At 49.9% G+C, this 13,090-nt stretch carries 10 protein-coding genes; 4 read left to right on the forward strand and 6 right to left on the reverse strand.

The annotated features are described in order from the left end of the window. Positions 1-54: 54 nt before the first annotated feature. The 4 genes from feoB to FZP57_RS08630 form a co-directional block, all read right to left on the reverse strand. Positions 55-1,995, reverse strand: coding sequence for a ferrous iron transport protein B (gene feoB, locus FZP57_RS08615; RefSeq protein ID WP_191216259.1), 1,941 nt, complete (start codon positions 1,993-1,995; stop codon positions 55-57). After that, on the reverse strand, positions 1,985-2,227 hold the full coding sequence (locus tag FZP57_RS08620; protein WP_074359588.1) for a FeoA domain-containing protein: 243 nt from the start codon (positions 2,225-2,227) through the stop codon (positions 1,985-1,987). The genes feoB and FZP57_RS08620 overlap by 11 nt, the downstream gene beginning before the upstream one ends. Positions 2,228-2,369: 142 nt before the next feature. Next, positions 2,370-6,377, reverse strand: a complete 4,008-nt coding sequence (locus tag FZP57_RS08625; RefSeq protein WP_191216260.1) for a cobaltochelatase subunit CobN — start codon at positions 6,375-6,377, stop codon at positions 2,370-2,372. A gap of 364 nt (positions 6,378-6,741) precedes the next feature. Next, positions 6,742-7,008 carry a hypothetical protein gene (locus FZP57_RS08630; protein ID WP_191216261.1) on the reverse strand — a complete coding sequence of 89 codons (267 nt, stop codon included), beginning with the start codon at positions 7,006-7,008 and terminating at the stop codon, positions 6,742-6,744. Between the two features lie 165 nt (positions 7,009-7,173). Here FZP57_RS08630 and FZP57_RS08635 point away from each other — a divergent pair, with 165 nt between their 5' ends. Continuing rightward, complete coding sequence (locus tag FZP57_RS08635) at positions 7,174-7,335, forward strand: hypothetical protein (protein ID WP_191216262.1); 162 nt, start codon at positions 7,174-7,176, stop codon at positions 7,333-7,335. On the opposite strand, the gene FZP57_RS08640 is transcribed toward FZP57_RS08635, so the two are convergent. Continuing rightward, positions 7,336-8,490 (reverse strand): site-2 protease family protein, encoded by a 1,155-nt coding sequence (locus FZP57_RS08640; RefSeq protein WP_074359591.1) that lies wholly within the window; start codon positions 8,488-8,490, stop codon positions 7,336-7,338. Positions 8,491-8,580: 90 nt separating this feature from the next. Then, a complete protein-coding gene (glp, locus tag FZP57_RS08645) occupies positions 8,581-9,795 on the reverse strand; it encodes a gephyrin-like molybdotransferase Glp (protein WP_191216263.1) in 1,215 nt (404 codons plus the stop codon). 110 nt (positions 9,796-9,905) lie between these two features. Between glp and FZP57_RS08650 the strand changes: the two genes are divergently transcribed. Genes FZP57_RS08650 through FZP57_RS08660 form a run of 3 tightly spaced genes read left to right on the forward strand, consistent with a single transcriptional unit; the run spans position 9,906 to position 13,043 of the window. Continuing rightward, positions 9,906-10,811, forward strand: coding sequence for an ABC transporter ATP-binding protein (locus tag FZP57_RS08650; RefSeq protein ID WP_074359593.1), 906 nt, complete (start codon positions 9,906-9,908; stop codon positions 10,809-10,811). A gap of 10 nt (positions 10,812-10,821) precedes the next feature. Continuing rightward, the gene (locus tag FZP57_RS08655; RefSeq protein ID WP_074359594.1) at positions 10,822-11,919 is read left to right on the forward strand and encodes an ABC transporter permease; all 1,098 of its coding nucleotides are present in this window, start codon (positions 10,822-10,824) and stop codon (positions 11,917-11,919) included. Next, on the forward strand, positions 11,916-13,043 hold the full coding sequence (locus FZP57_RS08660; RefSeq protein WP_074359595.1) for an ABC transporter permease: 1,128 nt from the start codon (positions 11,916-11,918) through the stop codon (positions 13,041-13,043). Before FZP57_RS08655 ends, FZP57_RS08660 begins: the two co-directional genes overlap by 4 nt. Positions 13,044-13,090 lie beyond the last annotated feature (47 nt).

A 13,090-nucleotide genomic window follows, 5' to 3' on the forward strand; every position in this document is an offset into this window, starting at 1 on the left:
AGCACGATCAGGTTCATCCATTGGGACTGCAGGGGGACCGCTTTATTTTCTTTACTAGAAGCCCACCAGTGTGCCTGCCGTGTAGACAAGGAATGAAACCACCCATGCTGTGGCCAGGGAGTAGGCTAAAGAGAACAGGGCCCACCTTGACCCGGCCTCCTGCTTTATAACCCCCAGGGTTGCGATGCATGGTGTGTAAAGAAGCACGAACACCATGAATGAGAGCGCCTCAAGGGGTGTGAAAATTCCCTGGATGGCTGCCTGGATATTCCCTGCACCATAAACCGTTCCGAAGGTGCTTATTACAAGTTCCTTGGCAACGAAGCCGAATATTAGGGCGACCGCCGACTGCCATTCCCCGAAGCCCAGGGGCTGGAAGAGGGGGGCGATGAAGGCCCCCAGCATCCCCAGGAATGAATCAGACACCCCTGATCCCGGATAGTTTGAAAGGAACCATATGACTAGTGAACCTGCAAGAATCACGGTTCCTGCCTTCTTTACGAACTGAACACCCCTCATCCATGTGTGGATCAGGAGGGTTCTGAGGCGGGGCATCCTGTAGGGTGGCAGTTCCATGAGGAACAGGGACCTCTCACCGCCAAGCAGCCTGTCTCCAAGGAGCCTGGCTGATATTATCGCAACAGCTATCCCCAGGATGTAGAGGGAGAAGATCACCCATCCTCTGTAGATGAATGGGAACAGTGCTGCGGTGAACAGGACATAGACAGGTAGTCTGGCGCTGCAGGACATGAAGGGTACTATAAGGCTGGTTAGTATCCTGTCCCTCTCAGAGTCTATGGTCCTTGTTGACATGATTGCAGGGACACAGCACCCGAAACCCAGCATCATGGGTATGAATGAACGTCCGCTCAGGCCGCCAAGCGTATTCATTATCCTGTCCATCACAAAGGCCGCCCTTGCAAGGTACCCTGAATCCTCCAGGAACGAAAGGAGGAAGAATAGGATGAATATGTTGGGTATGAAGACCATCACAGCACCCACACCACCGATTATGCCATCCGCAAGGAGTGATGACCCTGACCAGGACGATACAGATTCTGCAAGGACTGAGAATCCTCCTTCAATGAGTTCGGCTATTGGGGCCCCGGCAGTGAAGGTCAGCTGAAACACGAGCCACATCACACCAAGGAGGATCGGAAGCCCCAGGTACCTGTTTAGCACCACCCTGTCTATTATCTCTGACCTTGTAACCCTGTCAAGGGCCGGTCTTTTAACGGAGCCCTCAATAAGGGCCTCTATGAGCCCGTACCTTGCATCAGCCACCAGCGTCTCGGTGTCCCCATATTCATCCTCAAGGGTCTTTCTGATTTTTTTAAACTTATCAAGTATTTCCCTGTCAAGCATTGACTCGACCCTTTCATCGCCCTCAAGAAGCTTTATAAGGATCCATCCCGGTGATGGTCCCCTGATTTTTTCTCCTATAAGTTCCATGAGGGCCCTGACATCATCCCTCTTCATGAATTCATAGGTGACGGGTTCTGGTCTTTTTCCTGCCTGTCTGAGAACTGTTTCAAGGAGCTGGTCCTGTTCAGGATCCACTGCCTCAATTTGCACCACCGGCACTCCCAGGAGCTCCGAAAGCCCTTCATGGTTTACCCTGTATCCCTCCTTTTCTGCCTCCCTGTTGAGGTTAACCGCGATGATGGTGTTCAGGCCGAACTCCATGACCTGAAGGGCCAGGTAGAGGTTCCTGTCAAGGTTGGATGCATCTACAACGTTAACCACCAGGTCCGGCTCCTCTTCAAGGAAGTAATCCACTACCACCTCCTCCTCAGGAGACCCTGCCGTGAGGCTGTAGGTTCCTGGAAGATCCAAGAGTTCAATTTCAGTGCCTCTGAAGCTGAACAGGCCCTCCTTTTTCTCAACGGTTTTTCCTGGCCAGTTTCCAACGTGCTGGTTGAGGCCTGTGAGTCCGTTGAAGAGTGTGCTCTTCCCGACATTGGGGTTTCCTGCAAGTGCCACCTTAAGGGGCATCCTTCATCCTCCTGACCCTTATCTGTGATGCCTCCGCCCTCCTGAGGGAGAATGGGTGGCCCCTGACCCTGACCTTCATGGGGTCACCCAGAGGGGCTATCCTCTCAACCAGGATGTCAGCTCCCTCGGTGATCCCCATAAGGATTATTCTCTGTTTCATGTGTCCCCTGAGTTCCACGGAGCTTACCCTAACCCTTTCTGATTCATTGATTCTGTCAAGTGTTGTTTCCATTAAACCACCATGATTTAGTTATACCACCCATTTAGGTGATCCTAAATTACCATAATTATACTGGAGTCCCCATCCCATATAAATATTTAGGTATTCCTAAAATTCTGTGTTTTTCATGGAAATAAAAAAAGAAATGGTGGGGTTAAATTCTTCCCTGATAGAAGTATCCGGCCCCAAGGAGACATACAAGGGCCACCACCCCAAGTATGGCATAGAAGGGTGTCTGACTGGTTGATGAAGCACTCTGGGTTGAAGCAGCAACCTCATAGGCCTTACCGGATTCGCCTGCAGAATTCTGCTGTGAATCAGCCGCCGTTTCAGTGCTGGCTGAAGATGAAGCACTGGATGATGGGCTGGATGAACTCCTACCTCCACCTGAAGATCCATGGGATGGTCTTCCTGTCTCACCGGCACCCTGACCCTCACCAGAAGTCCCTGGCTGGCTGGAATCACCAGACCCCGGCACATCAATGGATCTGCCTGTGGCAGCTGCCATGGCTGCTGCGAACTTCTTCAGTGACGCGCTATCAAGGGAGGATAACTTCACAAGCCACTGGTTGAAGACCATGTTTGCACAGGTATGGTGGCAGCACACAACACCGTACTCGTTGATGACAGAGATGTACTCATCTGCAAGCCTCTGGATGGTGGCCGAATCCGTGCTCCAGAGCCCCCTACGGTTAGCCTCAAGGAGCCATGCAATGGTAGACGCATAGGAGTAGGGCTGAAGACTCATGAACCTGCTCCTCACCGCCGGATCAAAGATGTAGGTCTCTGCAACCTTCTGCCACATCCAGTCTTCAACAAGTTCAGGCGCAACTGCACTCCACCCGAAGAGGTGTCCTATCTCCTTGGATATCTGATGAGCCCCCGAGAATCCCTGGCTAAGCATGCCCTCGATCCATTTTGGATTGTAGGTCCTTGTCCTGAGCTCGGCTGCAATGAAGGATGATAGGGTCTCTATCCTTGGTGTGAACCTCGTGTTTGCAATGTAGGATGCAACGTTCTTCCCTGACATTGCCCTTGCAGCCATTGTAAGTCCCCCCAGGTACTGGTAGACATCGTCGTTGTCAAGGACCCCGTAGACACTGTCCCTCACCTGTACCGTTGCATCGACCTTTGCAAGCTGCCTCTTGAAGGCATCCTTTGCATCTATGGCGTATATGTCCTTACCATAGATGAAGCCCATGTGGTTCAGGTAGGTTTCAACAAGCTGTGACTGGTCATTCCATTTTGAGGTTGATTCAACAACTGCAGGTATCCCTGTACCGTAGCTTCCAGGGGCCGAACCGAAGATCCTTGCACCTGCCAGTATCTCAGCAAGTGAACCCATGCCTCCCTGCGTGTAATTCGCAAGGTCACTGAGATAGTGTTTTCTGAGGTAATTCATTGAAGGGGATTCATCCAGTTTCATGACAAGCCTTATAGCCTCATCCATCCTGTCGATACTGTAGGCAAAGGTGTCCCTGAAGAGTCCGCTGATGGTTACAAGGACATCAATCCTTGGCCTTCCAAGCTCCTCCAGCGGTGTGACCTTAACCCCGGTAAACCTTCCTGACTTATCCCATACCGGTTCAACGCCGATAAGGCGGAGTATCATGGCTATTGTCTGACCGTTGGTCCTCATGGTCTCTATTGACCAGAGAACAACCCCCACGGATTCAGGGTAACGACCGTTCTTTGCAAGGTAGTCTGCAATGAGGTCATCTGCCATCTTCTTACCTATCGCCCATGCTGCACTGTCAGGTGCAAGCCTTGGATCAAAGGAGTATGAGTTTTTACCTGTTGGTAGAAGGTCCGGTATCCTTATTGGGTCAGCGCCCCTTCCCGGTTCAACGAATCTCCCCTCAAGTGCCCTGAGAAGGTTCGTGATCTCATAGTCCTGTGATAGCTTTGCCCTTACCGCATCCCTGAACTCTGTGCTGTTCCTTGACTCGGGGTCGAAGCTCACTATTGCCTCAACCATGGCATCAAGGAGTTCACCGCTCAGGGGTTCCCCGAAGACGTGCAGACCGTAGGGTATAAGGGTTGCTGATAGTTCATCGAGCCTGTGTTCGATTATGTCCAGGGCCTCCTCAAAGGATGTGTTAAGATCCAGGTTAAGCTCCCTGTGCAGGTCCAGCTTCACCGTGAGGTTCCTTATCTCATCTGCGAGTATCAGTTTTCTCTGGGGATCGGTGGCTGAATGGTAAAGGTTGATCCTGTACTGAAGTTCTGATAGGTCACCGTAGAGTCCGCCCACAACCATGGGTGGAATGTTATGGTTGATAAGGACAGCGTAGCCCCTTCTCTTTGCCTGGGTACCCTCACCAGGGTTATTTACTATGTAGGGGTATATGTTAGGAAGGTTCCCTATCATGACGTCAGGCCAGTCCAGGGCTGAAAGTCCAACAGACTTGCCAGGGAGCCATTCCATGGTCCCATGGGTACCGAGGTGTATGACTGCATTGAAGTTCCTCTGAAGCCACATGTAGAATGCAAGGTACTGGTGATGCGGTGGCAGGGTCGTTGAGTGTATCAGGTCTGCTGCATCCTCACCAAAGCCGCGCATCGGCTGGGGTCCCAGGAATATGTTCCCTATCATGACCCCTGGAATGACGATGCTGCCATTGTATACCATGACACTACCCGGTGCTTCACCCCAGGTGGATGTTATCTGGTTCCTGAGTGACTCGGGAAGTGTGCTGAACCATTCAAGGTAATCTGATACCGGTACTGTTACCGCACCCTCCCTTACAACCTTTGCAAGTTCTCCAGGGGCCCATGAACCCGTATTGAGGCCTGGTCCGAGCATTATGCTGATTATCTCTGCATTTGTTTTTTCATCCACCGTGTACCCGGCGTTCTTCATGGCCCTGAGGATCACCCTTATACTGTCAACCACGTTGAGGTAGCTGGCACTTATACCGTCCTTTCCTCCTCCAATGTTATAGTAAAGGAGGGCTATCTTCTTCTCTGAGTTTGGAAGTTCCCTGAGTTTTATCCAGTTTATAATCCTCTCTGTGAGCCTTTCGATCCTGTCGGGTAACGGAACATAGTAGGTGTATCTAAGTCCGGTTTCAGGGTCAGTACCCTCAACTCCTCCTCCTATGAGGATGGGCTCTATCCTCCCATCGATTTCAGGCATTGCAATCTGCCAGTAGACCTCTGATGAAAGACCTGCTATGCTTTCATTCCATGCGTTAAGGTTTGATGCATAGACTGCTGCGATGGCCGGCACGTCAAGTTCCCTGAGTATGGCTGTTGAGTTAACAGGGTCACCATTGTAGAGGTTGAAGCCCATGCAGGTTATGAGGCCGCTTATACGTGGTGTTCTGTTACCGTCCAGAAAGAAATTCTCTAGTATGTTCCTCTTTGTTGGGGTGTCAGCTGCGAATCCAAGTATAACATTGTATCCCCTGTTCTCAAGGCTTTCAACTATCGCCATGTGCATCCTCATGTCGCTTCCACGGTAGTAGGTGTCAAAGGTGAGGATCCCTATCCATGGCTTCCCTGGCTTGTAGTGCCCGCTCTGGACGTACCATGAATAATAATCATCCCAGGTTGTGAACTGCCTTGTTGATGCTGGGTGGTAGACGAAGGACTTTATTGCCGGGATGGCTGTTGTATTCTCTCCAGTCCTTAACTGCATCCCTGCATCCCTTAAAAGTAGGAGCATCATCCTTTTGAAGTTCTCGGGTCCTCCCTGGTCCCACATGTACTTTACGGTTGCATTATCAGGCCCTATCCCTGGATAGTCCTTGAAGGTGTTACCTGTTCCTATGGCTATTATTCTGGTGGCATTCGTAACATTCAGGATTGCATTGACCTTCTGAACCGTGTTCGGTGAACTTATCATCTGTATAAGGATTACATCAGCCCTTCTACCCGCCTCTATGGCTGCTGCATCGATCTGGGGATCGTTCCTTAGAAGTTCGTCGTTGGTGAAGAGTGAGACGTTGAATCTGTAGCCATCATTCCTTGCAAGTTTGTAACCCTCAACTATTGCCCTTGTACTCGATGTGGATCCGGTGAGTATCAGAAGGTTGTAGTTTGAAGAATTCTCTGCAATGGTGTCATTTACCGTGCTGTTGGAGCCGTCGGCTGCTGAAACACCTCCTGCAAGTACGAGTATCATCAGAAATATTAGTGGAATCACTGATTTTCTCATACCTTTCACCTCCATTAAATTTTATTACAGTTCAAGTTTTATTGAATGAATATATAAAGATTGCTTTATTAAAAATAAAGTTCATTTTATATGCTTGAATTGGTCAATAGGGGTGACAGGAAATCCCTGTTTTAGACCCGATCTGATCAAATATCCTACCTGATAGCAGCTAAAAATAAATTAAGTTCACGAACTACGGATATCAATGATTAAACCCATCTGTATGGATTCTCAGGCCCCCTGGTACCTGCAGGGTGACAAGTACCATTCAGACGTCAGGGATAGTGTTTGATAAAAATGGAATGTACTAGAGTAATCCAGCTTGATGAAACATGGCCACCACCTCATTAACTATCTCGCCTGCCTAATTTGCTTTCAGGCCAGCGTATATAAAGTGATCATCGTCATTGTCCTCATAGAATTTCATTAACTCCCTGACGCTCTCAAGATAAAGCCCTGATGCTTCAAGTACCTTTAAATGGATGTGTTCAAGTCCATGGTAAGGTTCTTCATTCATCATGGCACCATATACGTCACTGAGGATACCCTCCACCTTAACAAACTCATCCCTTATCTCCCGTGGATCTGTGCCGTCTCTTATAAGAATAAGGTTTTCCCTGAATCTGTTCACAGCATACACCATAATATCAAGATTTCATCATTCTTTCTGGATACAAGTGATCACCTCTAATACAGTACCCTGGTGTGTCATCCATATATCAAGTTAACCAGAGGATTCATCTCACGCTGCTGATCAGGAAAAAAATGAATAGCCGGGTTCACATAATAATGAAGGATGAAAGAAAAGAAAAAGATGGTGGGTATCAGGTGTCGGTGCCTGGAACCTCCCGTAAAGAAGGATAAAGAGAAAATGAGAATAGTCATGTGCCCGGTCTGCGGCAAAGTTTACAGGACAGACCGGACCGATGATGTGTGTTTCAGCTGCAGTAAGGCCTGATCAGAACATCATGAGCAAACCCCTACCCGTCCCCCATATTATGCTGACAGCGATTATAAGGATCACAAATATGGATATGTAGCTCACAGCAGGCCTAACCACCCTTTCAGGTAAACGGAACCTCAGGAGTTCCTCAAACATCAGGCCGCCGTCAAGGGGTTTTGCAGGAAGAAGGTTCACCGTGCCCACCGCAAAGTTAAGGAAGAACACCCAGAAGAACAGCTCCTCAAGGTAGGTGAGTGCCAGGGGGAGGCTGCCAAGGACAGAAGCCACGTTCTCCCTGACCTTCAGATGGTTGCTTGTCCTAATACCCATATAAGCCCTTGTAGAGTTATCGGGGTGCCTGCCAGTCTTAAGCTGAATTACGCCCTGATCAGTGCTTATATTAATAACCTCCCCCACCTTCAGTGTCTTAAGGGCCTCACTGTAGGTTGTGAGGTTATTGGCAGGAAGACCATTGATTTCCCTTATTACAAGGCCCGGTTTAAGGACCTCACTTGCAGGGCTTCCAGGTACAACGCTGTCTATCTGAACACCATCGGCTTCAAGGGCCGCCGGGACCGCATAGGATGAAATGGCCAGGAACACCATGAAACATAAACCTGCAAGTATCAGGTTGGCCACCGATCCAGCCGCATATATCCTCAGCTTTGATATCGGGCTGACCTTCTTGATGTCATCCTCATCTGGTTCCACGAATGCACCGGGTAGTACCGCAAGTAAGAGGAGGCCTATCGATTTTATCCTGACACCCTCAACCCTTGCGAGTATGCCGTGGGCAAACTCATGGACAACTATGACGGTTGCAAGTCCAAGGATACCGTACCCCAGGGGCACGTAGACTGGGGATCCTGGAATATCAACCCCCGGTACGATGAGAGACGCCTGGGGCCTGACGAATATGTTCTGGAGTGACATCACGATCATGTAGAGCATGTAGAACATGAAGAAGAAGGCCACCGGTATCCCTACATTCATGGTCCAGCGCCAGAATCTAGGGTGTCCTGATGCCAGGTCATCAATGAATCCCCTCATCCTCCCTGTTCTCCTCATTAAGAGGGGTCCCTGTACTTCAATCTTCAGTTTATCCCTGAAGAGAATTGCCAGTGTCCATATAAGAATGAATCCTATAAGATAGAACCATAGTGCGTTCATTAAATAACACCTTTTATATTTGATTATTTATTCGGGTATATAAAAAGATTCCCTGAAGCGACGCTCCCGACTGGCCATGAAGATGTGCGACTATATTATCATGGAATCGAAGAGGATCACATCGCATTCTTCACCCTCTGAAATCCCCTCCTTATTCTCATCTAGGAATATGTATGCGTTTGATTCCACCATTGACCTTATTATCCCTGAACCTCTGCTCCTGACGGGTTCAACCATTTCATCGGTGGCCCTTGCCCTCAGGTACTCTGTCCTTCCAGGTGCCGATGCAACCTTCCCTGTGCAGGTCCTCCTGACGGTCCTGTACCTGTACTCAGGGTACTGCATCCTCATAAGATAGTACCTTGCAAATACATCGAACTGTACCATTGCAGCCACAGGGTACCCTGAAAGCATGAACACCGGTTTATGATTCACCATCCCGAATGCCACGGGTTTTCCAGGGCGCACCGCAACTCCATGAAAGAGCACCTCCCCCAGGTCCTTCACCGCATCAACAACCACGTCACCCTTACTTATGGCCGTGCCCCCGGTTGTTATCACCGCATCATACTCATCAGCAGCCCTCCTGATCTCATCCTTCACCCCCTCAAGGTCATCCCCGCAGTGTAAGACGTCCGGGACGCCTCCTGCACTTTCAACCAGGGCCTTGAGCGTGTACCTGTTGGAGTTAGGTATTTTTCCAGGTTCAAGGTCCCCTGATGGATCCACAAGTTCATTTCCGGTCACTATGATCCTGACCGATGGCTTCCTGTACACCTTAACCCTGCCGTGCCCTGCGGATGCTGCCAGGGCGATCTCGGGGGGTCTGAGCAGGGTCCCAGCTTTAAGTATCCTTTCTCCCGCACCTATGTCCTCGCCGCAGGGTGCTATGTTTTCTCCTGGTGAAACCGGCCTTATCACCCTTATCTCATCGCCTGATAGAATCGTGTACTCCTCCATCACAACCGCATCCGCACCCTCAGGGATCGGTGCACCAGTAGCTATCCTCACAGCCTCACCCCTGGCAGTTTCAGCCCCTGAAACATCGCCTGCACCTATGGAGTCAACCACCCTGAGTGTGATGGGGTTTTCAGGTGATGAACCGAAGGTGTCCTCTGCCCTGACAGCATACCCGTCCATGGCCGACCTGTCAAATGGGGGTGAGTCAAAGCGGGATATGATGTCCTCTGCAAGGACCCTGTGATATGCGTCATCAAGATCAATCTCCTCCACTCCCATCCTGACCTGATTCTCATCAATGACCCTGAATGCCTCCTTAACCGGTAAGAGCTCTGATAGGAACATGTAACCATCTCCATCATTCACATATTAATAAGGGTTAGCCAGGAATATTATAGTATCGATGATTGCATATCTACAATGATAGGGTTTACCTCAAAGCTCAGGGATGAAAAATGATAGAAGTTGAATCTCTAAGTAAAAGTTTTGGAAGGGTGAAGGCCCTGGACAATTTAAGCTTTGATGTGGGGGATGGGGAGCTCCTGGGCATCATAGGCCATAACGGTGCCGGTAAGACCACGGTAATACGTATAATAGCAGGTATACTCCACCCTGACTCTGGAAGGGTCTTCGTGGGGGGTTATGATGTTACAGAGGACCCTGTTAGGGTAAAATCCATGATAGGCTACCTTCCAGAGGAGCCAAACCTCTATGAGCGCTTCAGGGCCAGGGACCTTTTAAGGTACTTCGGTGAACTCTACGGTGTTCGGGGAGATGTCCTTGAGGAAAGGATATGGGAACTTCTTGACCTTGTAGGGATGTCTGAAAGGGCATATGACCCTATAAACACCTTCTCAAAGGGTATGCGTCAGAGGATAGGCATAGCAAGGGCCCTGATCCATGACCCCCCTGTCATCATCCTTGATGAACCAACCATGGGGCTGGACCCTGCCACGGCATATTCAATAAGGGAGTTTGTAAGGAAGCTCAAGGGTTCAAAGACCATTCTGCTCTGCACCCACTACATGGAGGAGGCGGAGTACCTCTGTGACCGGGTTGCCATAATCAACCAGGGACGTATACTTGACATTGGAACCCCCTCAGAACTCAAATCAAAGATAAAGGGGAACACTGTCCTTGAAGTGGTCCTTGCCGATCCATCGGCTGCAGATATCAGCATGATAGAGGGAATTGATGGTGTTAAATCCGTTGAGCTCGATGGTAACACCCTCAGGGTGTCCCTTGAATGTGGAGATGTGACGGGACGGGTCCTCCATGGAATCGGTGATAACATAAGGAGCGTGAATACAAGGGAGACCACCCTCAATGATGTATTCATAGAGAGGGTCAGGAGCCCCTGAAGGTGTCTGCATGAAGATCCTCACGGTTACCAAGTGGGAGCTCAGGAACACCCTCCAGAGCAGAAAGTTTGTATTCATATTCATCTTCCAGATAGCCGTGCTCATGCTCACAATCTTCATGTTCAGCGGATTCATGGATATGATGGATGAGGGAGGAGCTGCATTCACACCCTCCCTGAGGGGATTTGCAGAGATAAACGTCCATGACCCTTCAGGTATCATCAAGGGCCAGCTGAACCCTGATATCCTTGAAATCCGTGAATTTAAGGGCTTTCCTGCCTCTGGTTCCGTGCTCCTTGTTGACAGATTCAGGGGGGTGCCCCTGAATGCAACCCTCTACCTTGACTACTCTGACCCCAGGAGGAGCGTCATATCCGATGAGGTTAAACTTGCTGTTGAAAGGGCTTCCAGTAGAATAGTGGAGGACCTTATGGGGGAAACACCAAGACCCGAGGTCATGGAGGAGGCAGTGGGTGAATCAGTGTCCATGCAGCTTGTAAACAGGGTTATGGTTGCTGTTCTCCTCTTCCTCCCCATATTCCTCTTCGGGAACCTTGTCATTGATGGTATTGTTGGTGAGAAGGAGAGGAAAACCGGTGAGGTTCTCATTGCAATGCCCGTGAGGCATTCTGATATCATACTCGGCAAGTGCCTCTCGGTCATAATCATAATGTCCCTCCAGATAGGGGTGTGGACCCTTATCCTTACAGCTGCCGGTTTCAGGATATCCAACATACCTGCAGCCTACATTACGGTGGTGCTGTCCGCTGTCCCTGTTGTTGGACTCACAAGCCTTATCTCTGTGTATTCAAAGAATTATCGTGAGGCAGGAATAGGTATAACCCTCGCCTACATAGTGGTTGCAGCTTACCTCATGGTCCCCACACTGGCATACATTGCAGGGTCCCAGGGTACCCTGTCCCCCATGACCCTCACCGTCAAGTTAATAGCGGGTTCCCCGGTGGGTCCCGGTGACATTTTACCGCCCCTGGCCTCAACCCTCGCCCTTAGCCTCCTCTTCTACGGCCTTTCGGTAAGGCTCTTCAGGAGGGATGATATTGTCTTCGGCCCGAGACCCGGAATAATTGAACTGCTGGTGAAAAAATGAAGTTCCTGGCACTCTCAAAAAAGGAAGCCCTTGATATGCTCTCAAACAGGCTTTACATACTCCTTGTCCTCGTCCAGGTCATAATACTCCTGGGGGCCTATGGCCTTGCAGCTGCAAGTTCCGTCGCCGCGGACCCGCAGCTCATCGACACCTGGGGTGGTGGCAGGTTCCTCAGGATTGGGCTGGATGTGGATGAGAAGGGAAGCCTTCTTGATGAGAGCCTCAGAAGGGAGGGCCTCAACGTGAGTTATTACAGTGTGGAGGATGGCCGCAGGGCCCTTGGATCGAAGATACTGGCATTCGTATACCTGAAGGGTGGTGATATTGCGGTTGAAGCCGACACATCAAGCGTCTTCTACACCGTTATGAGTGAGAAGCTGAGGAGGGCGACCTCTGATTATGCCCGGCGTAAACAGTTCAGGGAGGCGGGTCTCCCGGCCTCCATGATCTCGGCGCTTGAAAATCCCGTGAACCTAAAGGTGGTGCCAAGGAACAGGGAAGGTTACAGGCCGCTGGTCCTTGAGAGCTCATACTTTGTTGAGATAATGTACGGCTTCATAGTTCCATTCATACTCTTCCTACCCTTCTTCCTCGGGAGTAACATGGTCACAGACAGCATTGTCGGGGAAAAGGAGAGGAAAACCTTTGAGGTGCTGCTGATGACACCCCTCCCTGATACGCTTATAATCCTTGGCAAGATAATACCCCCACTCATGTTCTCCTTCCTCCAGGGGATGCTCTGGATAATCATACTATCCGCCCTCAAGGTGCCCATCTACAACATCCCCCTGATCTTGGTTCTGCTCCTCTTCACCGGACTGGCCTTTACAGGGGTTGGTATGTTCATTTCAACCCTTGCTGATAGCACCAAGGAGGCCAACTCTGCAATAACTGTTGCCCTGTTCTTTGCAACCTTCATTCTCTTCGTGCCCCTATTCATGGACATGGGGCCCCTCACTGATCTTGTCCCCATGATACCAAGCTATGTGCTTGTCAGGTTATCATCATGTCCCCACTGCGGCCCTGAAGCATTAATCAGCATGGTCCCTTCAGGGGTAGCTTCAATCCTTATATTTGCAGCGTCCATAGTATCCTTCAGAAGGGAGGGTGTTATAAGGCTCTAAAAATCATCCATCACCTAATTAGAGGCTCTGGTTAAAAATAATCTATA

Source organism: Methanothermobacter sp. THM-1 (assembly GCF_009914355.1).
Lineage (GTDB): Archaea > Methanobacteriota > Methanobacteria > Methanobacteriales > Methanothermobacteraceae > Methanothermobacter > Methanothermobacter wolfei.

What these genes read in the sequence shown, in the direction of transcription:
- feoB (WP_191216259.1), bottom strand. Translation starts at nt 1,995, where the DNA reads ATGCCCCTTAAGGTGGCACTTGCAGGAAACCCCAATGTCGGGAAGAGC.
- FZP57_RS08620 (WP_074359588.1), bottom strand. Translation starts at nt 2,227, where the DNA reads ATGGAAACAACACTTGACAGAATCAATGAATCAGAAAGGGTTAGGGTA.
- FZP57_RS08625 (WP_191216260.1), bottom strand. Translation starts at nt 6,377, where the DNA reads ATGAGAAAATCAGTGATTCCACTAATATTTCTGATGATACTCGTACTT.
- FZP57_RS08635 (WP_191216262.1), top strand. Translation starts at nt 7,174, where the DNA reads ATGAAAGAAAAGAAAAAGATGGTGGGTATCAGGTGTCGGTGCCTGGAA.
- FZP57_RS08640 (WP_074359591.1), bottom strand. Translation starts at nt 8,490, where the DNA reads ATGAACGCACTATGGTTCTATCTTATAGGATTCATTCTTATATGGACA.
- glp (WP_191216263.1), bottom strand. Translation starts at nt 9,795, where the DNA reads ATGTTCCTATCAGAGCTCTTACCGGTTAAGGAGGCATTCAGGGTCATT.
- FZP57_RS08650 (WP_074359593.1), top strand. Translation starts at nt 9,906, where the DNA reads ATGATAGAAGTTGAATCTCTAAGTAAAAGTTTTGGAAGGGTGAAGGCC.
- FZP57_RS08655 (WP_074359594.1), top strand. Translation starts at nt 10,822, where the DNA reads ATGAAGATCCTCACGGTTACCAAGTGGGAGCTCAGGAACACCCTCCAG.
- FZP57_RS08660 (WP_074359595.1), top strand. Translation starts at nt 11,916, where the DNA reads ATGAAGTTCCTGGCACTCTCAAAAAAGGAAGCCCTTGATATGCTCTCA.